The following is a 22940-nucleotide window of genomic DNA, read 5'->3' as shown; positions in this document are numbered from 1 at the left end:
ATAGGGTCGCTAAGGGGATTGGCATGCGCGCTTGGCTGAGGATTACGCCCGTCTTGGGCCTGGGCGCCAGCTTGGTACTGGCCGGCTGCTCCCATGAGGAGCCGATGGGCCCCGGCCCCGATCAGAAGATGCTGCAGGCCGCCTGCGCCTTGGAATTGCACACCACGCGCCCCACCGGCACCGACGTGCTGTCCTTCTACCGCATCGAATTGCCGCTGACGCCGGTGGACGTGCGCCGCATCGAATCCATGGTGTTGGCCGATGGCCGCGAGACCTATTATGTCCGCGCCAAGTTCAACGACCAGGTGTGCATCGGCGGCGACGTGGCGATGGTGTCCCTGGCCAACGGCAAGGTTCATGTCCATTACGAGATCGCGGATCTGGCGCACCTGGACATGGTGGGCAAGCCGGTTTTCACGCGCCTGACCCTGGACGACACCTTCGATTATACCCCCGGCCAATCCGTCAATCGGACGGCCGGGGGCCGCTATTACGGCTTCCTGCTGAAGTAAAGGGCCACGGCGCAGCCGGCCGTGGCGGCCACGGCGGTTAGCACCGCCCCCCAGGCCATGTCCAGCGCCGTCAACCGCGCGGACCACAGCCGCAAGGTCGCGTGGTTGGTCAGGTCATAGGTGCCGTAGGTGAGCAGGCCGAACAGCGCCCCCCGCACCAGCGCCTGGACCAGGGGGGAGTCCGCGCGGCTCGCCGGCTCCACAGCGAAGAAGACGATGCCGGCGCCCATCAGCAGATAGAACAGTGCCGCCGGCCCGACGCGCGGCTGGTCCGCCACCATGTCGCCCATGACCTGGCGGTAGAACCCGATCATGCGGGTCAGCCAGACGGCATCCAAGGCGACGAAGGTGATGAGGGTGGCCGCATAAATCGCGGCATAACGCAGCACCGGGCCCATGGCCTCTCCCTTCCCCCGTTACAAAGAAAAAGCGCCCCGGGATCAAGTCACGGGGCGCTTTTCTATACGGGGCGCCAACCCGGATGGATCAGCGCGGAGCCAACTGACGGCTCAACGGACGGGTGAGCGCGTCAGCGACTTGATACGGCCGCGCGGGCTGCCGGACATGAGGGCGATTTCGCGGTCCTGCGCCTCGATGATGGCGCGCGCCGGTTCGTCACCGTCCAGGCCGCCCAGTTCGGAGGACGGAACGCGGCGGTTGGACGACCGCGACCCATCGTCATAGAGGACATCGAACAGGACGAATTCGGCGACGGACTTGGATTTCGGCTTGCTGCTGCGGCCCATGGGGACCTCCTCTTCCTAAAAAACCATCACACTACGAAACGACCCGCGGCTCAGCGGCGGCGGCGGGGACGGTCGCGGCCCTCACGCGCCGGCTGCTGCTGGTCTTCATTGGCGTTCAATGCCGCCACGAAGCTGGAGAACGGGGTGCCACGGCCACCGTCCTGGGCGGGACGCGGGGCCGGGGACCGGGGGGTGGGCCGGGCGGCGGCGGGACGGGCGCCCTGGGGCTGAGCCGGACGCGCGGCCTGCGGACGGCCTTCGGGGCGCGGGCCCGCCTGGGCGGGACGCGGACCCTGCGGCTGGGCCGGGCGGGCCTGCTGCGGACGGCCACCGTCTGGACGGGCGGGACGCGGGCCGTCATTGCGGGCGGACGAACGTCCTTCCGCCGGGCCCTCGGACGCCCGCGCGCCCTGGCGCTGGCCACGGCCGGGGTTGCCACCACCGTTGCGCGGGGGGCGGGCCGGCAGCGGCGGGCGGCTCACCGGGGCGGCGGCGGCCTGGGGCGTGGCCTCCGGCCGTTCACCCACCGGGATGGACTTGCGGATCAGCTTCTCGATGTCCCGCAGGTAGCCCCGCTCCTCGCCATCGGCCGTGCACAGCGACACGGCGACGCCGGAGGCGCCGGCACGGGCGGTGCGGCCGATGCGATGGACGTAGGTTTCCGGCTCGTTGGGCAAGTCGAAGTTCACCACATGGGTGACACCGTCGACGTCGATGCCGCGCGCCGCGATGTCGGTCGCGACCAGCACGCGCACGGTGCCGGCGCGGAAGCCGTCCAGCGCCTTCTGCCGCGCGTTCTGCGACTTGTTGCCGTGGATGGCGGCAGCCTCGATGCCCGCCTGCTCCAACTGCGCCGACACACGATTGGCGCCGTGCTTGGTGCGGGTGAAGACGATGCTGCGCTGCATGCCGGTGTCACGCCGGATCAGGTCGACCAGCACGTGGCGCTTTTCCGGCGCCGGCACGAAGATGACCTTCTGGTCGATGCGCTCGGCGGTGGTGGAGACGGGCGTCACCTCCACGCGCAGCGGATCGCGCAGCATCTTGTTCGCCAGTTCCGACACGTCGCCCGGCATGGTGGCGGAGAAGAACAACGTCTGCCGGTTGGACGGCAGCTTGGCCATGATCTTCTTCAGGCTGTGGATGAAGCCCATGTCCAGCATGCGGTCGGCCTCGTCCAGCACCAGCACCTCGACCTTGTCCAGGCGCACATGGCCCTGGGTCATCAGGTCCAGCAGGCGGCCGGGGGTGGCGACCACGATGTCGATGCCGGCGGCCAGCGCCTTCACCTGGTTGCCCTGGCCGACGCCGCCCAGGATGACGGTGTGGCTGAGCTTCAGGCCGGTGCCGTAGTTGGTGATGCTCTCGCCGATCTGCACCGCCAGCTCACGCGTCGGCGTCAGGATCAGGGCACGGGGCATGCGCAGCGGCAGGGCCGACGGGGCGGCGCCCAGGCGCTGTAGGATGGGCAGGGTGAAGGCGGCGGTCTTGCCGGTGCCGGTCTGGGCGATGCCCAGGATGTCGCGGCCCTCCAGCGCGTGGGGAATGGCCCGCGCCTGGATGGGGGTGGCGGTGTGATGGCCCAGCTGGGCCAAGGCGGCCTGAATCTCAGGACGCAGCGAAAGGGTGTCGAAAGCGGTCAATGTCGTAGAATCCCAGGGCGACGCGCCGGCCGCGGTCATGTGCGCGGCTGCGAAATCGCGGTCAAGCCCTTGCCCGGGCGCGTGCCGGCAGGCGTGGTGTCGAAAGGGTCAGCATGCCCTGGGTGCACAGGGGCGATTTGGCCGCCACCGCTACGCGCCACCCGGGGGATACCGCCAGGCCCAGCGGCCCGGCATGGGAACGGATGAGGTTCATCCATTCCTTAAGACCGCATAAGTGGCTGTGACCGGTCCCAGGTACAAGGGAAATCGCTCGAGGTCCCCCGAATTGCTGCCATGTCCGCGCCAGGGCGGCCGGTGTCATACAACCGACAAGCTTGTGCGGCAGGGTGCTTGCCCCGGCAGCCAGAGGCTGCGGCTTAGAGATCCGACACCCCCTCCTCCACCGTCAGATCGACGGCTAGGCGGTCCTCGGGCCCCATCAAAGCCACCGCCGCCTTGTGACCACTGGGCAGGTCGCGGGTCCACAGCCGGCACGCCTGCCCCGCCGGCAGGGAACCGTCGTGGCGGATCAGACGCGGCCCATCCGGCTGTATGGCGAAGCTGTCGGTCGGCAATGACAGCCCCATGCCCAGCGCCTTGATGTAGGCCTCCTTCAGGGTCCACACGCCCACCATGTCGGGGCCCGAGCGGCCGGCGGGTCGGGCGTCCAGCCAGGCCAGCTCCTCCGCCGCGAACATGGCCGTCGCCACGTCGGCTCCGATGTGGCGGCCGCCCGGCTCCACATCCGCGCCCACGCGGCAGCCCGGCCCCCGGGTCACGGCGCAGGCCACCAAGCCGTCGGTGTGGGAAAGGTTGAAATCCAGGTCCGGCAGGCCGTCCACCAGGCCCGGCTTGCCCTGGGCCGTGACCGGGGTGAAGGCCAGGGCCGCCGGCGGACGGTCCAGCAGATGGCCCAGCCACAGGCGCACCAGGCCATGGGCCGCCACATATTCCCGCCGGTTGGCCTCGAACATGAAACGGTTGGCCCGCGCCCGCTCCCCCTCATCCAGCAGGGACCACAGGCGGGCGTAGGTGTCCGCGTCCAACAGGACCAGGGGCAGTGTCCGCAGCAGCGGCATGGGCGGGCGTCCAACCAATCGGCGATGAAAGACCTGGGCCAGATCAGGACGCAGCAGCCCGTCTGTCAAGGCGGGCCTTGCCCCGGGCGTCGCCGGATCATCCGAAGAGGGTCATCCCATTCCACCGGGAACCAGAGCGAAAACGGGCGCCGTCGCTGGCGCCCGTTCCGTTCAAGCCTGAACCGTCCCACCCGCTTATTTCTGGGCGAAGTCCAAGGCGCCCGTCAGGTCGCCCAGGGCCGGGCTGCCGTTGGCGGCCAGGGCCGCGTCGCGCTGCTTGATGCCTTCCAGCTTGGGCAGGTCGAAGCGGCGGGTGATGAAGCGCAGGATGGAGGTGGTGTCGTAGAAGGTGTGGTCGACATAGCCCTTCTTGGCGTAGGGCGAGATGATGATGGCCGGGATGCGGGTGCCGGGGCCCCAGCGGTCGGCCTTGGGCGGGGCCGCGTGGTCCCAGTAGCCGCCGTTCTCATCATACGTCACCACCACCAGCATGTTCTTCCACTGCGGCGACTTGCGCAGGTGTTCGATCACGTCGGCGATATGGGCGTCGCCCGACTGCACGTCGGCATAGCCTGAATGCTGGGTCAGGTTGCCCTGCGGCTTGTAGAAGGTGACGGCGGGCAGCTTGCCGGCGTCGATGTCCTTGAGGAAGGCCTTGCCCGACAGCCCGCCGTCGCGCAGATGCTCCTTGCGCGCCGCCGTGCCCGGGGCCATGTCGGCGAAATAGTTGAAGGGCTGGTGGTGGTACTGGAAATTGGGCACCGGCGCCGCGTTGCCGTGGTCCAGCGTCTCCTGCCAAGCGCCGCTGTACCAGGCCCAGCCGATCTTCTTCTGGCTCAGCAGGTCGCCGATGTTGGGCATGGTCTGCGGCGGCAGGGTGGTGGGGTTGGACGGATCGGCGAACCGCGGGTCGGCACCGGGCGCCGGCTTGTTGGCGCTGGGCTGGTAGGGCGGCTGCATGGTGTTCACGGCATAGAAGTCGGGCGTCAGGTTGCCGCTGTTCACGAACTTAGGCGGCCCCTGCAGCGCTGATGTGGGCGAGTTCGGCGCCTGGGTCAGGGTGACGCGGTCCGGCTCCACCACCGAGATCAATTCCTTGGCCGGCCCCTGGTCGGCGTTGGGGTAATAGGGCGCGCAGGAGCAGATCAGGATGAAGTGGTTGAAGAAGGAACCACCGAAGCCGCCCATGAAGAAGTTGTCGGCCAGCGTATATTGCTGCGCCAGCTTCCACATCGCCTGCTTGGTTCCGTCATAGTGGCCCATGACCAGCGCGCCGGAATCGGCATAGGCGACGAACTTGTCGTTCTTGCCGCCGTCGATCTGCATCTGGTTCTCATAGAAGCGGTGCACCAGGTCGCGGGTGATGACGCCCTGCCCCTGGTTGAAGCCCTTGGGATCGTCGATGGCGAAGGGCTGGTTGGGTAGGTGCTCCGTCTGGGCCTGCGTCACCTCCGGCGTCACGCCGCGGGCGGTGAGGCCCTTCCAGATGGGCGGCAGTTCCTTGAGCACCGTGCCGTCGCGGTCGCGCTGGGCCAGGCTGTCCTGCGGCGCGTTGGCGATGCCATTGGCGCCGGGGAAGGTGCCATACAGGTTGTCGAAGCCGCGGTTTTCCGCGTAGATCACGACCACGGTCTTGATCTTGGCCAGGTCGGCGTCAAGGCTGGCGGCCTCGGAACCGGTGGCAGGAGCCGCTGCCATCGCCCCGTCACCAAACCCTGCCATGATCCCGACGGCCAAGGCCACCGCGGCCACACCCAGACGCAAGCCACCGCTCCGCCCCATGTCCGCTGCCCCCATTTCCACTGCCATGATGTTCCCCTTCTTCATTGTCTCGCCTTTGGTAACGCTCTTATACGGACGCGCGGAAAAACGCATCCCCTGGCACCGCGCCCTTGGATTGGGCGCGGCAATTTGGCTGGCCGGGGCGGCAAGCTTGATGCCCACCACCACCCCGGCGCAAGGCATGAGCCGGGAGGAGGCGCGGCGGCAGGCGGCGGCCCTGGCGGAGGTGGGACGGCAACTGTTCTTCGACCCGCGCCTGTCGGCCAGCGGCACCCTCGCCTGCGCCAGTTGCCACGACCCGGCGCATGCCTTCGGCCCGCCGGACGGGGCGGCGGTGCGCCTGGGGGGCGCCGATGGCCAGACGCCGGGCCTGCGCGCCGTGCCGTCGCTGATGTACCTGCAGGACGTGCCCCCCTTCGCCCAGCATTACCGCACCTCGGAAGATGAAGGGGATGAAAGCGTCGACAACGGCCCCACCGGCGGCCTGACCTGGGATGGCCGGGTGGATAGCCAGCGGGAACAGGCCCGTGTTCCCCTGTTCAGCCCGTTCGAGATGGGGAACACCGACCCCGCCGACTTGGGCGCCCGCCTGGAAAAGGCGGGTTATGGCGCCCAGCTGCGCGCCGCCGTGGGCCTTGGGAATGGGGTCATGCGGGGCGGGGCTGGCGGGGCCGAGCTGGTGGACCTGGCCCTGCACGCGCTGGACGTGTTCCAGCAGGATGGCGCCTTGTTCCACCCCTATACCAGCAAGTACGACGCCTATCTCGCGGGCAAGGCGACGCTGACGGATGAGGAGAGGCGCGGGCTGGAGGCGTTCGAGGACCCGGCCCGGGGCAATTGCGCCAGTTGCCATGTCAGCCGGCCGGGGCTGGACGGCACGCCGCCGCACTTCACCGACTATGGCCTGATCGCCCTGGGCGTGCCACGCAACCGGGATATCCCGGCCAACGCCGACCCCAGCTATTTCGACCAGGGCCTGTGCGGCCCCTTGCGCACCGACTTCACCGGCGTCGCCGACTATTGCGGCCGCTTCCGCACCCCCACCCTGCGCAACGTGGCCCTGCGCCAGGTGTTCATGCACAACGGCGTTTTCCACACCCTGCGCCAGGTGATGGAGTTCTATGCGGAGCGGGATACCGATCCAGGCAAATGGTATCCGCGCGGCCCCGACGGCAGCGTCATGAAGTTTGACGACATCGCCGCCGCCGCCCAAGGCACGGTGGCTGGGGGCGGGGTGGCCGAGGCGGTCAACCAGGAACCGCCGTTCGGCCGGCGACCGGGCGATGCGCCGGCGCTGAACGCACGTGAGATTCAAGACATCATCGCCTTTCTGGGCACCCTGACCGACGGTTGGTCGGCGAAGAAAACGGCCGGACGATAATCGACGCGCATCTCAGGATGATGACAGTCGAGGGGGCGGAAGACCGCCAGCCCGACACCGAAACGGGGGTGACAAGGCGGGAAGTGCGCTGGACGCAACCAGCGATGCCTGTCACAGACCGAGCGCGCCGGTCAGGATAGGGTTTGGCAATAGATTCCCCGTGAACGAGCGCGCCCATGGTCTTGTCCCCGCTCTTCCCCACCCGGCGCGACGGCGGTTTGTTCAACCTGCTGGCCAGCGCGGCGGTCCTGGTCGTCCTGCTGGCGGTTCTCACCTGGGATGGGTTGCGCGATGTGGTGGCGGAGGCGACGGGCCTCAGCATGGCGCGGGGGGAGATGCTGAGCCTGTTGGCGCTGCTGGCCATCGCCGGCCTGGTCTTCCACCTGGCGCGCCGCATCTGGAACCTGGTACCCCACGCGCGTTTCTCGGCGGAGGAGCGGCGCCTCCTGCGCAGCCTGCCCCATGCCGTGGCGCGGGGCGAGATCCAGCCCTATTTCCAGCCGGTGGTGGATGCCGACACCGGCCAGGTGGTGGCGGTGGAGGCGTTGGCCCGCTGGATCAAGGCCGACGGCACGCTGCTGTCCCCCGGCCAGTTCATCGGGCTGGCGGAACGGGGCGGCCTGATCCGCCTGCTGACCAAGGGCATCATCGAACACGCGGTGCGCACCGCGGCCGTTTGGCGCGCGCAGCATGACCTGGACATTCCCATTTCCATCAACCTGTCGGTGGAGGATCTGGAGGCCAACGACCTGGTGGACCATCTGATCGCGCTGTGCGACCAGCACGGCGTGCCCCACGGCGCCATTCGGGTGGAACTGACGGAAACCCAGTCGATTGTTCATTTCGATGTGGTGGACAAGGCGGTGGCCACGCTGCGCCAGGCGGGCATGGCCGTGTACCTGGACGATTTCGGCACCGGCTACGCCTCGCTCAGCGTGCTGCACCGTATTCCCTTCACCGGCATCAAGCTGGACCAGAGTTTCATCCGCACCTTGCGCGACGATCCGCGCGCCGACGCCATCGTGCGCGCCAGCGTGGCCATCGCCCAGGACCTGGGGTTATCGCTGGTGGCGGAGGGGGTGGAGGACTGGGAGACGCGCGACCGCCTGGGCGAAATGGGCGTGCGGCACATCCAGGGCTATGTCTACGCCCGGCCCATGCCGGCGCCCGACCTGATCGCCTTCGCCCAACAGGCGCAGCCGGCCCTGACCCTGTCGCTCTAAGCGGATCTTTCCAGCGCCCACCGGCGCGGCCCAATGTCGCCACACAGACGGACAAAAGGTCGCCGTGCCGTACAAGCCAAGTGAGCCGGCGTCGGTCATGCTGCCCATCGTGCCGCCCCGCCCCGAAGGAGATGACGAGAATGGCCCGCTATCCCGCCCTGTTCTGCATCACCTGCGGGCGCGTCGAATCCGTGCCCGGCCAGGCGGCGACGTCCCCCGCCACGGCCGCCAACGACCCGATGGCCACCCCGCCGGCCACGCACGACACGATGAGCGAAGGAGCACGCACCATGGCCAGCATGAACGCCTTGTTCCGCCTGTTGAGCCCGGCGCAGCGCGCCATTCTCATGGACGACCTCGCCGCCAGCATGCGGGGGATGCCGGTGGCCCTGCAACAGCGCCAGCTGGCCCATTTCGGCCGCACCGATCCCGCCTATGGCGCCGGCGTCGCCGCCCGCCTGGGCTTGGCGCATCCGGCCATGCCGGCCCGGCCCACCCTGTTGGACACGGGCAATCAGGCCGGCTGAGGGGACTTTTCAGAAACCGGGGCGGGCGCCTCCGCGGGCGTGGTCGCCGGCCAGACGGGATGAATGGACAGGGTGTGGCTGTCGGCGGCAGGGCCGGCAACGACGCGGAAAGCGGGGGCCACCAAGGGCTGACCGCTGCCCCGGTCAATGAGCAGGGGATCGGCGGGCACGCCGGTGGCGCTGTTCACAATGTGGACGGCAGGGCCCTCGGGCGCGAAATGCCGGTTGCCCCAATCCATGAGCGCCCAGAGCACGGGACGGAAATCCCGCCCCGCCTGGGTCAGCAGATACTCATGGCGCACGGGCCGCGTGCTGTAGGGCCGCTTTTCCAGCAAGCCATCCGCCACCATGGCGCGCAGTCGGCGGCTGAGCATGTTGGGCGCGATGCCCAGGCTCCTTTGGAATTCATCAAACCGCCTGGCACCCAGGAAGGCCTCACGCAGGATGAGGATGTTCCAGGACTCACCCACCCGTTCCAGGCTGCGCGCGATGGGACACTGCGGATTGCCAAAGCTGTTGTGCTGCATGACGCACACCCCCTATGTTGCTTTCATAATGAAAGCCGCGAGGCCTTGTAGACCTAGTCGCTTTCGTTTTGCAAGTAACAAACCACACCATATTCCGCGAGGGGAGCGCACCATCCATGTCCGAAACGGCGGCCACCCTGTCCCAGCCAGGTAAACTGTACCTGGATGACCTTCACGCCGGGCAACGCTATGTCACCGGCACCCGCACCTTGGCCGCCGATGAGATCAAGGCGTTCGCGGCGCAGTTCGACCCACAACCCTTCCATCTGGATGAAGAGGCCGCGGCCGACAGTTTCTTTGGTGGGCTGGCGGCCAGCGGATGGCATACGGCGGCCACCACCATGCGGCTGATGGTCGATGGCCTGCCCATCGCGGGCGGCGTCATCGGCGCGGGCCTGGAGATGACCTGGCCCACCCCCACGCGCCCCGGCGACACGCTGCAAGCCCATTGCGAAGTCCTGGAGGTGCGGCCTTCCCGCTCCCGCCCGGATCGGGGGATGGTCACCATCCGCACCGAAACCCGCAACCAGCGGGACGAGGTGGTGCAACTGATGACCACGAAGGTGGTGGTGTTCCGCCGGCCGGCCGGCGCGTAAGCCCGCCCATCTTCCCGCCGCCGCCGCTTTTCGCCATACTGCGGCGGCACCCTACCCGGGCCCCCTCTCAGGAGTACCCTTCCCGTGTCCAAGAAAAGCGGAGTCGCCATCGTCGTCGGCTCCTTCCACAAGAACGAATGCGAGACGATGCTGGCCGCCGCCGCCGGGGCCATCAAGGAACGCGGCATGGACCTGCGCGCGGTGGTGCGCGTGCCGGGATCATACGAAAAGCCGTTGGCCACCAAGCGCCTGCTGCTGCGCGACGACGTGGACGCGGTGGTGGTGCTGGGCATCATCGAGCATGGCGAGACCGCGCACGGCCGCGTCATGGGCCAGTCGGTCAGCGACGCCCTGGTCAGCATGCAGTTGGAGTTCATGAAGCCCATCGGGGTGGGCATCATCGGGCCCGAGGTCTTCCCCACCCAGATCCAGCCCCGCCTGGTGGGCCATGCCGTGGCCGCCGTGGCGGCGGTAGAGGTCATGCTGGCCGGCGCCGAATCCCCCTACCCGATCTGATCCCATACGCTTGTGCCGAAAGCGCCGGCATGGCACGCCAGCGCTTTCGTCGTGCCTGCGCGGGACCAACTTCGACTATCCCAAAATGATCAAGAAAGGTGCCAGGCAGGGCACCCCGGCAGGGATAGCCCGATGACCGTAGACGTGATGGACACCCCACAAGCCCCCAGCGCCGACGGGCTGCCCGACAGGCCCCGGTTCTGGGCCATGGCCGCCATCCTCACGGCCGTGGGGATGGCGACGCTGGACACCGCCATCGCCAACACCGCCCTGCCCACCATCGCCGCGGACCTCAAGACCACCGCCGCCGATTCGGTGTGGGTGGTGAACACCTATCAATTGGCGGTGGCCGCCGCCGTGCTGCCGCTGGCCTCGCTCGGCGACCTGCTGGGGCAGAAGCGGGTCTATCTGGCCGGCCTGATGCTGTTCGCCGTGTCGTCGCTGGCCTGCGGCCTGGCCCCGTCCCTGACGCTGCTGGAATTGGCGCGCGTGGTGCAGGGCCTGGGCGCCGCGGCGCTGATGAGCGTCAACATCGCTTTGATCCGGCATATCTATCCCAGCCGCATCATGGGCCGGGGCTTTGGCCGCAACGCCCTGGCGGTCGCCATCTCCTTCGCCATCGGGCCCACCGTCACCTCGACCATCCTGTCGGTGACGACATGGCATTGGCTGTTCCTGGTCAACGTGCCCTTCTGCCTGCTGGCCCTGGGGCTGGGCATCGTGACCCTGCCCGCCATTCCGCCACTGGGCCACCGCTTCGACGGCATCGCCGCCGTGCTGACGGCCGGCCTGTTCTCCCTGCTGGTGCTGGGGATGGGAGAGGTGGCGCACGCGGCCGCCTGGCCCCGGGTGGCGGCGGAGGCGGCGGGGGCTTTGCTCTGCGGCGCCCTGCTGTTGCGGCGCCAGCGGGGCCATCCGGCGCCCATGCTGGCCGTGGACCTGTTCCGCAACCGGGTCTTTGCCCTGTCGGCGCTGACGTCGGTCTGCACCTTCGTCGCCCAGGGGCTGGCCTTCGTCGCCCTGCCCTTCCTGTTCCAATCGGTCATGGGCCGGTCGGCAGTGGAAACCGGCCTGCTGATCACGCCCTGGTCGGTGGTGGTGGCGGTGATGGCGCCCATCGCCGGCAAGCTGTCCGACCGCTACTCGGCCGGCATCCTGGGCGGCCTGGGGCTGGCCATGCTGTGCCTGGGCTTGATGCTCACCGCGACGATGCCGGCCAACCCGTCCAGCCTGGACATCGCCTGGCGGTTGGGCGTCTGCGGCGCCGGCTTCGGCTTTTTCCAGTCGCCCAACCTGAAGGCCCTGATGAGCAGCGCCCCCCTGCACCGCAGCGGCGGGGCCAGCGGCATCGTCGCCACCGCGCGGCTGATAGGCCAGTCGACAGGCGCCGCCTTGACCGCCGCCTGCTTCGGCCTGCTGGCCAACCATGACCTGACCTATGGCGCCATCCTGGCGCTGTGGCTGGGCGCCTTCGCCGCGGGCGCGGCCAGCGTCGCCAGCTTCCTGCGCCTGACGGTGAAGCCTCATACGCGCGGGATTTGAACGTGACCGTTCAAATGCACCCTCAGTCGCCGGGCGGCGGACATCCGTCCGCCTAGGCTTGTCCTCGCTGCGCCCTGCGGTGCTCGCTCCGGCGGCCCCGGTCGGGGCCTACAGCGGCACGAGTCACTGTCTCGTGCCGCTGGTATCAGCCCGCCGCCTGAATCTGGCGCACCACCGTCTCGCAAAGGCGATGGGTTTCCAGCGCGTCGCGGGCGCTCAGGGTTCGGCCGGCGCGCAATGCGGACAGGAAATGCTCCACCGCCTGGTGGATGCCGCGCTGGGCGGACACGGGCGTCCAATCGCCCCTGCGGGAGCCGATATGGGTGCCGGCCTCGGCGATGTGGATGTCCGCCATGTCGACGATGCGGTGCCGCAGGGCTTGGCCCTGATGGTCCATGCCCGAGACCTCCAGCACCTCTTCATTCACGCCGGCGACGCGGTTCATGGTGCCGATGGCGGTGCAGGCGCTGGCGCCGGCGCCCCCCGCTAGTGTCAGCACCACATGGTGCAGCAGCCCATCGACCACCCGGGCGTCCACCCGCAGGTCGCGCACCGGCGCCGGCAGGAGGAAGCGCAGCGTATCCACCACATGGATGAAGTCGTCGAACACCACCGTGCGCGGGCTGTCGGCCAGGTCCACCCGGTGCTTTTGCATCAGCACCAGGTCGCGCGGCGCCGCCGCCAGGGCGGCATAGGCCGGGGCATGGCGGCGATTGAATCCCACCATCAGGCTGACGCCCCGCGCCTCCGCCAGGTTCACCAGCCGCTCCGCCGCGTCGGCCGTGTCGGCCAAGGGCTTGTCGACGTAGGTGGGGATGCCGGCCGTCAGCAGGCGAGTGACCAATTCCTCATGCGCGGCGGTGGCGGCATGGACGAAGGCGGCGTCCAGGCCATCGCGCAGCAGGTCGTCCAGGTTGGTGTGGGCATGGGCGACGCGCCAGTCGGCGGCGATGGCCCGGACCTTGTCCGAGTCCCGCGACATCAGGGACAGTGTCAGGTCCCCCCGCGCGCCCAACACCGGCAAGTAGGCCTTACGGGCGATATCCCCCAGGCCAATCATCGCCACACGCATTGCCGCCCCCGTCGCATTCCCACATCCGCCCCACCTTAGCGCCCGGCACGGCGCAAAAACCAGTCGCTGGCGGGTGCGATACCGCACGCAATTTAAAATCGGGGGCGAAATGTACAAGCGGGGGTTTGGGAACAGCGGCACCCTGCGCCTCGGTTCTCCCCGGAAACGATAGTCATGACGCAGAAATTGGCGGGCAAGGTGGCCCTGGTCACGGGCGGGTCACGCGGCATCGGGGCCGCCACCGCGCGGGCCCTCGCCGGCCAGGGGGCGGACGTCGCGATCAGTTACCTGACGTCATCAGGGCTGGCCGACGCCGTGGTCCGGGACGTGCAGTCCAAGGGCGGTCGCGCGGCGGCCTTCAAGACCGATCAGGCCGATCCCCATCAGGTCGACGGGCTGGTGCGCCGTGTGGCCGCGCAGTTCGGCCGCCTGGACATCCTGGTGAATAACGCCGGCATGTTCGTTACCGGGGACGTGGATGACCCCGATTGCGATATCGAGGCGCTGACCCGGCAATACGCTGTGAACCTGACCGGGGTGGTCGCCGCCATCCGCGCCGCCTCACGGGTGCTGGCGGACGATGGCCGCATCATCACGGTGGGCGCCAGCGTGGCATCCCGGGTGGGCTTCCCGAGCCTGGCCGACTACACCGCCGCCAAGGCGGCGGTGGCCGGCTATTGCAAGGGGGCCGCCCGCGATTTGGCCGCGCGCGGCATCACCGTAAACGTCGTGCAACCGGGATCCATCGACACCGACCTAAACCCGGCCAAGGGCCCCTTCGCCGCCGTGCAGACGGTGGAGAACGCTTTCGGCCGCTATGGCCGGCCGGAGGAGGTCGCGGCCGGCATCGTCTTCCTGGCCAGTCCCGACGCCTCGTTCATCACGGGCACGGTCCTGACCATCGACGGCGGTTACGGGGCCTGACCCCAAGCGGGGACAGCCCCGAGACGTCGCAGTGGACGCCACCGGCCAGTCAGGCGCCCGGCCTCAATTGCTCCACCAGGGCGTCCGCCCCCTTGTCGATGCCGGTCTTAGCCGCGCCCAACGACCCAAAGCTGGCGCCGATATTCATGGCCCCGGGATATTGCTTGGTGATGTAGGCGGACAGCAGCTTGCCGCTGGCGGCATCATGGATCTCGACGGCATAGACGACGGCGCCGCTGATCATGCCCTCGCGTCCGCGGATGGCCTGGACCCCGTTGTACAGCCCGCCGGCCAGATCGAAATGGCTGAAGGGGCCGATGACGGCAGGCGTGGTGGTGGCGCCGGTCAGGATGAGGTGGATGCGCAAGGTGCCGGGCGTGGGCGTCCCGGTGATTTGGAACCGCGTCGCCAGCCGCTCCCGGAATTGAGCCTGCATGTAGTCGGCCAGTTCCACCTTGTCCTTCTCATCCATGTCACCGAACTGGCTGTCGGCACCATAATAGATCGCCACGGGATCGATGATGACCCTGCTGTAGGCCTGCCAATCGACGGGTGTGGCATAGCGATAGGGGAAGCGGCCGGTATCGTCGGCCGGGTCGGGCCGCAGATAGGGGGCCGAGGCGATATCCCGGTAGGGGGTCGGCTCTATGCCGCCGCAACCGGCCAAAAGGGCGCACACCATCAGCGGCGGCAATAGCCGCCGTATCAACAACAGGTCGGACATTCATGTCTCCACAGGTCAGGGCCACGGGCGGGGCCTGCGGCCCGGCCCAGGATGGGTGCCGGCAGCCGGCATCCATCCCGTTGGCGGCACCTTAGCGATCCATAAACAATCCGTCTAGTCGGTTTTTAATGGAGCTGTCAGCCGGCGGCCTTGCAGCCCTGCCAACGCGCACCGTCCTGCAGCAGGTCGAACAGGTGGGCGCGTTCCTCTTGCGTCAGCGGACACATCCCCATCAGGGCGGGAATGGCCAAACCGCGCGCCGCCACCCAGCGCAGCAGGGCCATGTCCTGGTCCTTGGCCTCCGCCTTCAGCGCGCGCAACTTGGGCTCACCTGCCACCCTGACGATGGACAGCAGATGGGGGTCTTCGGCCATGGCGCCGAGCAGCGCGTAAGTGACGGAGGTGGGGTCCGTCGACACCTCGCGCAGCACCGCGATCTGCGCCTGCAGGTTGGCCTCGCCGCTGGCCGGGTCGATCTTGGCCAGGTGGGCCTCCGTCCTCTGGTCGGAATGGGCGACCTGATGGTCCAGCAGGGCCTCCAGCACCGCCTGCTTGGTGCGGAACTGGTGCATCACCCCCCCCTTGCTGATACCGCTTTCCCGAGCGATGGCATCCAGCGTCAGCTTCCCCGCCCCATCCCGCGCGATGATGGCCAGGGCCGCCTGGATCACTGCGGCACGGGTGCGTTCTGAACGGGTGGCGTTATCCATGATCACTCCCAGGGTTGAACGGATGTTCCAACCCCGGACGCCCAGGGCGGCGGGAGTCCCAATACCCTGGCCGGCGAGGAAAAGCAATCCAACCGGTCTGTTTTCCTTTCGTCCCGATGGTCGCCCCGATGGGATCCTCAGCAGGCGATGCCGGGAAAGGTCACGACCTCCCCATCCCATGGTTCACGGAGGCCGGACGGGTTGACATCCGCCGACAGGACGGAGGGTATGGGCAACGCCGGGGCAGCCGAATCCGATGCGCCATGGGCCGCCGGGTGGGCCATGTCCTGGCTTAGGGACGCCACCAGGTCACGGGCGGCGATCAGGTCGGCGGTCTGGAAGCCTTCGGTGAAGCGCCCTTGCACCTCCGTCAGCAGCGCATGGGCGTCGGCCGGCCGGCCCTGGCGGCGCCACAATCGACCCAGGCTGAGGGCGGCGCGCAGTTCCCAGGACAGGGCGCCCTGGCGCTGGGCCCAGGACAGCGCGTCCTGGAAATGGGCCTCGGCCGCATGGGCGGCGGCCACCGGCGGAACATCGGGATCATCCTCGGACAGCAGCAATTCGCCCTTGATGCGCAGCAATTCCGGCATGGCCCAGCGGATGCCCTGCGCTTCGGAGCGGTCCAGGGCGCGATCGATGGCCGCCAGCCCCTGCCGCCCCTGTCCGGCCTGGCCCAAAGCCTCGGCCCATTCGCCCAGATAGCCGATATGGCGCAGCCGGAAATTGAGGGCCTCCAACTCCGTCAGCGCGGCCCCCATGCCGGCGAGGCCCGACGCCGCGTCACCCTGGGCCCAGTGCAAGCGATGCCTGAAGTAGCGTCCCAGCACGGCCCAGGGGCCCAGGCCGTAGCGGGTGCTTTGATCCTGCAACAGGCCGACATGGCGGTGCGCCGCCACCATATCGCCCACCAGGAAGGACACCTGGCAGGCGGCGGTGGACAGGACGTAGCCCAGCGTCAACGCATGGTCCATGCGCCGCGCCTCGTCCACCGCCATGGCCACCATGGCCGTGGCCTTGTCCGGATAGCCCTGGATCCACAGGATGACCGATAGGGGCACGCAGGCCGCCACCCGCTGATCGTATTGATAGCGGACCAGATGGCCGCGATGGGCGGGCCGGACATACCGGCGCAGCCCATCCTCGATATAACGCCGGCCGGCGGCATGATCACCGATCAGGTGCAGCGCGAAGCCGCGCATGCGATCAGCCGCCATGAGGTCGACGGGATCGGCGGAGCGGACCGCCACCGCCCGGAAGCGGTCCGAAATCTCCAACGCCTGGGCATAACGCCCCTCATTGAAGGTTTCGACATACAGCCCCCACAAGGCCCGCAACTGGTAGTCCACGGCGTCCAGCCGCCGCGCCAGCGTCAGCGCCTGGCCCAGGGCCGCCCGTATTTCCGGCGCCGGCCCTTTCGTGTAGATCAGCGACAGCCCCAACGCCGACAGCAGCCGCATGGCCGCGTCAGCCTCCGGGCCCGGCGGCGCGTCGGCCGGCAGCGGCGGCACCGTTTCCAGCGCCCGGCGCACCGCCTCGCGGCATTCGTTCATCAGCGACAGTTGCATCCACAACGGCACGGCGGCGGCCGTCAGGGCGACGCCCAGGCACGTGTCGCCCTCCGGCCCGAAGGCCCAGATCAGGGCGGCGCGCAGATTATCGATCTGCCGGCCATACACCTCCAACCATTCCGCCGTCGGACGCTGGTCCCATTCCTGCTCGGCCCGCACCAGCAGATCGCGGTGGCATTCAGCATGGCGCCGCAGCACGCGGGGCAACTCGCCGCTGGCGGACAGCTTCTCCAGGGCATAGGCCCGGGTCATCTCCAGCAGCCGGTACTGGGGGCCGTCCCCGCCCACGTCGGCGACCAGCAGCGACTTGGCGACCAGGTTCGACAGCGCCACCAGGATGTCGGTGCGGGTCAACAGGGCGTCGCCCGCCACGATGACGGCGGACTCCATGCTGAACCCACCGGCGAACACCGCCAAGCGGTGCAGGACGGACCGTTCCACCGGCGGCAGCAGCTCATAGCTCCAGTCCAAGGTGGCACGCAGGGTTTGATGCCGAGGCAGCGCGGTACGCCGGCCCCGTACCAACAGCGCGAAACGATCATGCAGGCGTTCGGCCAACCCCCGCAGCCCGAACAGGTCCAGGCGGGCAGCCGCCAACTCGATGGCCAGGGGGATGCCATCCAGCCCCCGGCAAATCTCGATCACCAGCGGCACCTCCGCATCGCCGAAGGTGAAGGTGCCAACACTGGCCGAGGCGCGTTCCACGAACAGGGCGATGGCGGAATAGGTCAGGGCCTGGGCGGCGTCCACCATGGCCGTCACCGGCGGTGTTTCCAGCGAGGCCAGGCGCTGGACCCATTCGCCTTCCGCCAGCAGCGGCTCACGGCTGGTGGCCAGGATATGGACGCCCGGGGCGCCGCGCAGCACCGCCTCGGCCAACACCGCCGCCGTCCCCACCACATGCTCGCAATTGTCCAGGATCAGCAGCATCTTCCGGTCCTGGAGGATGCCGCCCAGGTCGGCGATGGACTCGACCGCGACCCCCAAGGCCCCCGCCAGGACACTGGCCGCCAGGGAGGCGTCCCCCAGCGCGGCGTCGGTCACGGGGGCGAAATCCACAAACCGCACCCCATCGGCATAGCGGGCCCCGACAGCCTCCGCCAGGGCCAGCGCCACCGTCGTCTTGCCGATGCCACCCGGGCCGACCAGCGTGACGAAGCGCCGGGCCGGCAATTGTTCGGACAGGGTCTGGATGAGGGCCGCCCGGCCCAGGACCCGGGTCAGCCGAACCGGCAGGGCGTGGGGGGCCGCACCGGGGACGAGGGGCGCCGGCGATGGCACGGCCACCGCCGCCTCGGCCCGGACCACGGGCGCAACGAAGCAATATCCCCGCCCCGGCACATTGGCGATATAGCGGGCGCCATCGCGCCCCTCCCCCAAGGCCTTGCGCAGGGCCGCGATGTTGACCCGCAGATTGGCGTCGTCGACCTGGGTGTCGGGCCAGACACTGGCGACCAGGTCGTCCTTCGCCACGACCTCGCCCGCGCGGTCCGTCAGCACGATCAGGATGTCCAGGGCCTTACTGCCCAGACGCAAGGGGGCGTCGCCGGCCAGCAGAACCTTGCGGTCCGGCATCAGACGGAACGGGCCGAACGTGAGCAGCCGTTCGGAGCCTGAAGCCACCGTATCGGTCATGCCGCGCCCCTCAAGATCGAACTCCCCTTCCATACACGTCCATTCGACCGGAAACGCCTGCCATTCCCATGAAACCATGATGCCCGTGGCGGCAACGCGACGGACATCGAACCAGGGTCGCACCCGCAGGCCACGGCGGGTGCGACAAAGTGATGCTGGCGCACCACGCCGTAACGGGCAATCGTTCAAGAGGCAATACCCCAACGAGACCGCCAAATTTAAAAAATGGTGTCGTTTTCGCCTATGGCCACGGCGGGCACATCGCATCCGTTACTGCCTGGCAACCGTATCAGCGGCCTAAAGTCAGAAACAGTGACACCCAATTGGCCGATGGCAGAACCGGCCCGCGCTTCAGGACAGGGACCGCTTGGGAGTGCCCCACGGTGCGCAGCGGGACCCGACGCCAGCCTGAGTCGCACGCCGTTTACAGGATTTGGCCGGATGATCGCGCCCGGCGATGTCACGATCACCACCGGGAAGGGTGCCAGTTGACACCGGTGACTGGGCGATTGCAGGCGGGGCCGGGCGTGACCATTGCGCATGGCTGGCCCAATTGACGCAGAAATTGAAAATGACTTGAGTTCTGCGCGGGCTGTCACGGCATAGTGCCGGGGTGAGAAGGAACCCCATGCAGATCACCAGCAACAGCTTTCGTGACGGCGGACGCCTGCCCGACACCTGCGCCTTCGCCGTCCCCTCCGCCGTCGGTCGGGTCCGGCCCGGCCCAAACCGGAATCCCCATGTGGCATGGAGCGACCCGCCCGCGGGCACCCGGTCGTTCGTGCTCACCATGCACAGCCCCGATGCCCCCCACCACTGGGCAGACGCCAACCGGGAGGGCAAGACGCTGTCCCCCGAGCTGCCGCGCGTGCCCTTTTACCATTGGATCCTGATCGACCTGCCGGCCCGCTTCCGGGAAATCAAGGAAGGGCGCCATAGCGTCGGCATCACCAACCGGGGAAAGGCGGGCCCCCTGGCGCCGGATGGGGCGCGCCACGGCATGAACGACTTCACCATCCTGTTCCTGGAAGACCGGGCACGGACGGGGGACTACTACGGCTACGATGGCCCGTGCCCCCCCTGGAACGACAGCATTTTCCACCGTTACATCTTCACCATCCACGCGCTGGACGTGCCCCGCCTGCCCGTCGTGGGCCCGATCAACGGCACGTCCACCCTGCTGGCCATGGCGGGGCATGTGCTGGCGCGGGCCAGCATGGTCGGCGGCTATTCCTTGAACCCCGGCCTGCTGGGTGGTCTCTAACCGGGTCCCGGTCAGGGACCCGGCGCCCCGCCGGCCAACACGACGACCGGCTGCCCGCGCAGGGGATAGAGGGCGGCCAAGCTGACCAGGGCGGCACCCGCCAGGTACAGCCCGACATAGGGCAGGCCGCCGGACTGGGCCAGGGACTGCGCCAGGGCCGGCGCCACGCCGCCCCCCAGGATGCCCCCCAGGTTGAAGGTCATGGACGTGCCGGTATAGCGCACCCGCGCCGGGAAAAGGCTGGGCAGCCAGGCGCCCAGGGGACCATAGACGAAGCCCATGACCAAGAGGGCGAGGCAGAGGAACAGGCCGACCAGCGACAACGACCCGCTGCCCAGCATCGGGGCCAGCAGCAACCCCACCGCCACCGTCATGACGCATCCGGCCATCAGCACGCGGCGGGGGGAGGCGACATCCGCCCACCATCCGGCGATGACGATGCCAAAGGCCAGGAACAGGATGGCGCCCAACTGCACGCCCAGGAAGGCGGTGCGGCCATAGCCCAGCGTGGTGGTGCCATAGCCCAGCGCGAAGGCGGTGGCGAGATAGAACAGGGCGAAGCAAACGATGGCGGCGAAGGTGCCCCCCACGGTCTGGCGCGGATAGCCGCGCACCACCTCGGCCAAGGGCACGGCCGGCGGCGGCGCCTCCTCCAGCGCCTTGGCGAAGGCCGGCGTCTCGGTCAGCTTCAAACGCACCCAGAGCCCCAGCAGCACCAGCACGGCGCTGCCCAGGAAGGGCAACCGCCAGCCCCAGGCCTGGAACTGCGCCGGGGTCAGGAAGGCGCCCAACAGCAGGAACAGCCCGTTGGCGGCGATGAAGCCAACGGGCGCCCCGATTTGCGGGAACATGCCATAGCGGGCCCGATGGCTGGGCGGCGCGTTCTCCACCGCCAGCAGGACCGCCCCGCCCCATTCGCCGCCCAAACCGAAGCCCTGGCCGAACCGCAGCAGGCATAGCGCCAAGGGCGCCAGCCAGCCGATGCTGTCATAGGTGGGAAGGACGCCGATCAGCACCGTCGACCCGCCCATCAGCAGCAGCGAGGCCACCAGCGTGGACTTGCGGCCCACGCGGTCGCCGTAATGGCCGAAAACGATGGAGCCCAGGGGGCGGGCCAGGAAGGCGATGCCGAAGCTGCCATACGCCGCCAGCAGCTGCGCGGAGGGGGAGGCGGCGGGGAAGAACAGCGGCCCGAACACCAGTGAGGCGGCGGTGGCGTAAATGTAGAAGTCGTAAAATTCCACCGCCGTGCCAACCAGACTGGCCAGCAGCACCCGGGTTGGCGACACGCCCCCGCGTCCTTCTGTCGACATGACCTTCCCCTTTTTTCTCCGGCATCCGCGACCCGGTATCGCCCGCGCGCGCCATAGGGGTCAAGCGGGCGGCGGCCGGAAAGCCTACTGAATGCAGATTGACAACAGTTATTCTTTATAACAGTGTTTATCCAGTACGGTCCGCGAGAGATCGGCACGGGGAGAAACGACATTGGGACAGCTGTACCCCCGCACGGCGCAGCCGGCCACCAGCCCCATCCTGGCGCTCAATCCCGCCAAGGATCGGACGGCCGCCTGGATGAAGACGGCCAACTACGCCCTGATCGCCACTGAGATGGAGGACGAGGGCGGGCTTGGCGCCATCACCGCCGCCGCCATCGAGGATGCCCTGGTGGAAGAGGACTGGCCGGTCAACGCCGTCTGCGGTCCGGAAAGCATGCTGGCCAGCAACTTCGGCGTCAGCGTGCGCCTGGTCCGCCAGGCCTTCCGCATATTGGAGATCCGGGGCGCCTGCCGCATGCGCCGGGGGCCCTCAGGCGGGCTGGTGGTGCAAAAGCCCCAGCGCGCGGAAGCCGCGCGGGCGCTGGCCAGCCACATGCGCTGGACCGGCGCCACCCCGACGGAGGTCTGGGTGGCGCGCCGCCTGATCGAACCGATGGCCCTGCGCCGCGCGGCGATCAATCGTCGGCACATGGACCTGCCGCTGGACACCGGCCGCCTGCCGCTGGGCAGCCTAGTGGGCAATCCCTGCTTCGCCCTGGCCCTGGACAGCCTGGAGCAATTTCCCGGGGGCCTGTGCGAGACGGTCACACCCCTGCGCCCCGACCTGCGCGCCGCGGTGGAGCGGGGCGAGGAGGAGGAAGCCGCCCGCCTGGCGCTGGCGGACCTGGACGCGCGCGAGGCCGATTATTTCCGCATCCATGGCCTGGACTGGCCACGTCAGGAGCCGCGGCAGGCGGTCAACGGCAACGATCCGCACCGCAACCTGGCCACCGCCGTGGCGCGGCGCATCGGCGCCGATGTCCGGCATGAGCGGTGCCGCGACCATGATCGCCTGGGGTCGCTGCCCGACCTGGCGCAGCGGTATGACGCCAGCCTGGCGGTGATGGTGGAGGCCGTGCGCATCCTGGAGGATCTGGGCGTGGTGGAAAGCCGGCGCGGCCGGGGCGGCGGCGTCGTGCTGTCCGTCCCCTCCCCCGCCTGCATCATGCGCATGGTCCACGGCTTCCTGGCGGCGGCGGGGCTGGACCGGCTGCAGTGCGACGACTTCACGGACACGCTCAACGCCGCCGTCATCGAACAGGCGGCGACCCGGGGGCCCGGCGGCCACCTGCGCACCCTTCAATCCATCGCCGATGGCATGGAACAGACACCCAGCAGGCCGTCGAACCTGCTGCTGTACCTGGAGATGATGCGGGGCATCTACGACATCGTCGGCAACGGGGTGCTGCATACCCTGATCCGCTGCATCGCCGGCCATAAGACCCGCGTCTACGCCCGGGACACGCGCGTGTCGCTGCGGCAGGACCCGACTGCCGAGCTGATGCGGGCTGGGCAGATGATCATCCGTGGCGTGTTGGTCGGCGACCCGGCCACTGCCCGGCAAGGACAGGACATCACCGCCGCGACCTGCCGGCGGATCCAAGCGGAAGTCATGGGGGCGGGCAACCGGCGCATTGTGGGCTCTATTTAGCC

General features: G+C 68.8%; 20 protein-coding genes and 1 pseudogene. 10 read left to right on the top strand and 11 right to left on the bottom strand.

Going from position 1 to position 22940, the window contains the following annotated elements; genetic code table 11:
• Positions 1-23: 23 nt before the first annotated feature.
• The gene (locus ULB03_RS21315; RefSeq protein WP_322485082.1) at positions 24-512 is read left to right on the top strand and encodes a hypothetical protein; all 489 of its coding nucleotides are present in this window, start codon (positions 24-26) and stop codon (positions 510-512) included.
• Here ULB03_RS21315 and ULB03_RS21310 read toward each other — a convergent pair.
• The 5 genes from ULB03_RS21310 to ULB03_RS21290 form a co-directional block, all read right to left on the bottom strand.
• Entirely contained in the window at positions 491-910 is a 420-nt protein-coding gene (locus ULB03_RS21310; RefSeq protein ID WP_322485081.1) for a DUF2177 family protein, read from the bottom strand. The two genes, ULB03_RS21315 and ULB03_RS21310, sit on opposite strands and share 22 nt — an antisense overlap.
• 111 nt (positions 911-1021) lie before the next feature.
• Positions 1022-1258 (bottom strand): hypothetical protein, encoded by a 237-nt coding sequence (locus ULB03_RS21305; RefSeq protein WP_322485080.1) that lies wholly within the window; start codon positions 1256-1258, stop codon positions 1022-1024.
• Positions 1259-1308: 50 nt separating this feature from the next.
• Positions 1309-2901 (bottom strand): DEAD/DEAH box helicase, encoded by a 1593-nt coding sequence (locus tag ULB03_RS21300; RefSeq protein ID WP_322485079.1) that lies wholly within the window; start codon positions 2899-2901, stop codon positions 1309-1311.
• A 377-nt stretch (positions 2902-3278) separates the two neighbouring features.
• Positions 3279-3980 carry a 4'-phosphopantetheinyl transferase family protein gene (locus tag ULB03_RS21295; protein WP_322485078.1) on the bottom strand — a complete coding sequence of 234 codons (702 nt, stop codon included), beginning with the start codon at positions 3978-3980 and terminating at the stop codon, positions 3279-3281.
• Positions 3981-4175: 195 nt separating this feature from the next.
• Entirely contained in the window at positions 4176-5678 is a 1503-nt protein-coding gene (locus ULB03_RS21290; protein ID WP_322485077.1) for an acid phosphatase, read from the bottom strand.
• A gap of 238 nt (positions 5679-5916) precedes the next feature.
• Here ULB03_RS21290 and ULB03_RS21285 point away from each other — a divergent pair, with 238 nt between their 5' ends.
• The 3 genes from ULB03_RS21285 to ULB03_RS21275 all read left to right on the top strand — a co-directional run bounded on the left by ULB03_RS21285 (position 5917) and on the right by ULB03_RS21275 (position 8893).
• Entirely contained in the window at positions 5917-7143 is a 1227-nt protein-coding gene (locus tag ULB03_RS21285) for a cytochrome-c peroxidase (protein WP_322485076.1), read from the top strand.
• Positions 7144-7319: 176 nt separating this feature from the next.
• Positions 7320-8366 carry an EAL domain-containing protein gene (locus tag ULB03_RS21280; protein ID WP_322485075.1) on the top strand — a complete coding sequence of 349 codons (1047 nt, stop codon included), beginning with the start codon at positions 7320-7322 and terminating at the stop codon, positions 8364-8366.
• A 140-nt stretch (positions 8367-8506) separates the two neighbouring features.
• Positions 8507-8893, top strand: a complete 387-nt coding sequence (locus tag ULB03_RS21275) for a catalase-related domain-containing protein (protein WP_322485074.1) — start codon at positions 8507-8509, stop codon at positions 8891-8893.
• Here the strand turns inward: ULB03_RS21275 and ULB03_RS21270 are convergent.
• Positions 8881-9420, bottom strand: a complete 540-nt coding sequence (locus ULB03_RS21270; protein WP_322485073.1) for a winged helix-turn-helix transcriptional regulator — start codon at positions 9418-9420, stop codon at positions 8881-8883. The genes ULB03_RS21275 and ULB03_RS21270 overlap by 13 nt on opposite strands.
• Positions 9421-9536: 116 nt before the next feature.
• On the opposite strand from ULB03_RS21270, the gene ULB03_RS21265 reads away from it, so the two are divergent.
• The 3 genes from ULB03_RS21265 to ULB03_RS21255 all read left to right on the top strand — a co-directional run bounded on the left by ULB03_RS21265 (position 9537) and on the right by ULB03_RS21255 (position 12074).
• The gene (locus ULB03_RS21265) at positions 9537-10016 is read left to right on the top strand and encodes a MaoC family dehydratase (RefSeq protein WP_322485072.1); all 480 of its coding nucleotides are present in this window, start codon (positions 9537-9539) and stop codon (positions 10014-10016) included.
• 84 nt (positions 10017-10100) lie between these two features.
• Positions 10101-10532, top strand: coding sequence for a 6,7-dimethyl-8-ribityllumazine synthase (locus ULB03_RS21260; RefSeq protein ID WP_322485071.1), 432 nt, complete (start codon positions 10101-10103; stop codon positions 10530-10532).
• A 132-nt stretch (positions 10533-10664) separates the two neighbouring features.
• Entirely contained in the window at positions 10665-12074 is a 1410-nt protein-coding gene (locus ULB03_RS21255; protein WP_322485070.1) for an MFS transporter, read from the top strand.
• A gap of 727 nt (positions 12075-12801) precedes the next feature.
• On the opposite strand, the pseudogene ULB03_RS27520 reads toward ULB03_RS21255, so the two are convergent.
• Positions 12802-13134, bottom strand: a pseudogene (locus tag ULB03_RS27520) (Gfo/Idh/MocA family oxidoreductase); the annotation flags it as partial.
• A gap of 186 nt (positions 13135-13320) precedes the next feature.
• Between ULB03_RS27520 and ULB03_RS21245 the strand changes: the two are divergent.
• On the top strand, positions 13321-14070 hold the full coding sequence (locus ULB03_RS21245) for an SDR family NAD(P)-dependent oxidoreductase (RefSeq protein ID WP_322485068.1): 750 nt from the start codon (positions 13321-13323) through the stop codon (positions 14068-14070).
• Between the two features lie 49 nt (positions 14071-14119).
• On the opposite strand, the gene ULB03_RS21240 is transcribed toward ULB03_RS21245, so the two are convergent.
• The 3 genes from ULB03_RS21240 to ULB03_RS21230 all read right to left on the bottom strand — a co-directional run bounded on the left by ULB03_RS21240 (position 14120) and on the right by ULB03_RS21230 (position 18707).
• Positions 14120-14794, bottom strand: a complete 675-nt coding sequence (locus ULB03_RS21240) for a DUF3313 domain-containing protein (RefSeq protein WP_322485067.1) — start codon at positions 14792-14794, stop codon at positions 14120-14122.
• A 137-nt stretch (positions 14795-14931) separates the two neighbouring features.
• Positions 14932-15504, bottom strand: coding sequence for a TetR/AcrR family transcriptional regulator (locus tag ULB03_RS21235; protein ID WP_322485066.1), 573 nt, complete (start codon positions 15502-15504; stop codon positions 14932-14934).
• Positions 15505-15641: 137 nt separating this feature from the next.
• On the bottom strand, positions 15642-18707 hold the full coding sequence (locus ULB03_RS21230; protein WP_322485065.1) for an ATP-binding protein: 3066 nt from the start codon (positions 18705-18707) through the stop codon (positions 15642-15644).
• A gap of 628 nt (positions 18708-19335) precedes the next feature.
• Between ULB03_RS21230 and ULB03_RS21225 the strand changes: the two genes are divergently transcribed.
• Positions 19336-19971, top strand: a complete 636-nt coding sequence (locus ULB03_RS21225; RefSeq protein WP_322485064.1) for a YbhB/YbcL family Raf kinase inhibitor-like protein — start codon at positions 19336-19338, stop codon at positions 19969-19971.
• Positions 19972-19982: 11 nt separating this feature from the next.
• On the opposite strand, the gene ULB03_RS21220 is transcribed toward ULB03_RS21225, so the two are convergent.
• On the bottom strand, positions 19983-21284 hold the full coding sequence (locus ULB03_RS21220; RefSeq protein WP_322485063.1) for an MFS transporter: 1302 nt from the start codon (positions 21282-21284) through the stop codon (positions 19983-19985).
• Positions 21285-21456: 172 nt separating this feature from the next.
• Here ULB03_RS21220 and ULB03_RS21215 point away from each other — a divergent pair, with 172 nt between their 5' ends.
• Positions 21457-22938, top strand: a complete 1482-nt coding sequence (locus ULB03_RS21215; protein WP_322485062.1) for a FadR/GntR family transcriptional regulator — start codon at positions 21457-21459, stop codon at positions 22936-22938.
• Positions 22939-22940: the final 2 nt, after the last annotated feature.

The sequence above is a fragment of the Nitrospirillum goiasense genome (assembly GCF_034427435.1).
GTDB lineage: Bacteria > Pseudomonadota > Alphaproteobacteria > Azospirillales > Azospirillaceae > Nitrospirillum.
This window is presented reverse-complemented; position numbering and strand designations above follow the sequence as displayed.

Coding starts and splice junctions, on each gene's coding strand:
- ULB03_RS21315 (WP_322485082.1), top strand. CDS start 24: ATGCGCGCTTGGCTGAGGATTACGCCCGTCTTGGGCCTGGGCGCCAGC.
- ULB03_RS21310 (WP_322485081.1), bottom strand. CDS start 910: ATGGGCCCGGTGCTGCGTTATGCCGCGATTTATGCGGCCACCCTCATC.
- ULB03_RS21305 (WP_322485080.1), bottom strand. CDS start 1,258: ATGGGCCGCAGCAGCAAGCCGAAATCCAAGTCCGTCGCCGAATTCGTC.
- ULB03_RS21295 (WP_322485078.1), bottom strand. CDS start 3,980: ATGCCGCTGCTGCGGACACTGCCCCTGGTCCTGTTGGACGCGGACACC.
- ULB03_RS21290 (WP_322485077.1), bottom strand. CDS start 5,678: ATGGCAGCGGCTCCTGCCACCGGTTCCGAGGCCGCCAGCCTTGACGCC.
- ULB03_RS21285 (WP_322485076.1), top strand. CDS start 5,917: ATGCCCACCACCACCCCGGCGCAAGGCATGAGCCGGGAGGAGGCGCGG.
- ULB03_RS21280 (WP_322485075.1), top strand. CDS start 7,320: ATGGTCTTGTCCCCGCTCTTCCCCACCCGGCGCGACGGCGGTTTGTTC.
- ULB03_RS21275 (WP_322485074.1), top strand. CDS start 8,507: ATGGCCCGCTATCCCGCCCTGTTCTGCATCACCTGCGGGCGCGTCGAA.
- ULB03_RS21270 (WP_322485073.1), bottom strand. CDS start 9,420: ATGCAGCACAACAGCTTTGGCAATCCGCAGTGTCCCATCGCGCGCAGC.
- ULB03_RS21265 (WP_322485072.1), top strand. CDS start 9,537: ATGTCCGAAACGGCGGCCACCCTGTCCCAGCCAGGTAAACTGTACCTG.
- ULB03_RS21255 (WP_322485070.1), top strand. CDS start 10,665: ATGACCGTAGACGTGATGGACACCCCACAAGCCCCCAGCGCCGACGGG.
- ULB03_RS21245 (WP_322485068.1), top strand. CDS start 13,321: ATGACGCAGAAATTGGCGGGCAAGGTGGCCCTGGTCACGGGCGGGTCA.
- ULB03_RS21240 (WP_322485067.1), bottom strand. CDS start 14,794: ATGTCCGACCTGTTGTTGATACGGCGGCTATTGCCGCCGCTGATGGTG.
- ULB03_RS21235 (WP_322485066.1), bottom strand. CDS start 15,504: ATGGATAACGCCACCCGTTCAGAACGCACCCGTGCCGCAGTGATCCAG.
- ULB03_RS21230 (WP_322485065.1), bottom strand. CDS start 18,707: ATGACCGATACGGTGGCTTCAGGCTCCGAACGGCTGCTCACGTTCGGC.
- ULB03_RS21225 (WP_322485064.1), top strand. CDS start 19,336: ATGCAGATCACCAGCAACAGCTTTCGTGACGGCGGACGCCTGCCCGAC.
- ULB03_RS21220 (WP_322485063.1), bottom strand. CDS start 21,284: ATGTCGACAGAAGGACGCGGGGGCGTGTCGCCAACCCGGGTGCTGCTG.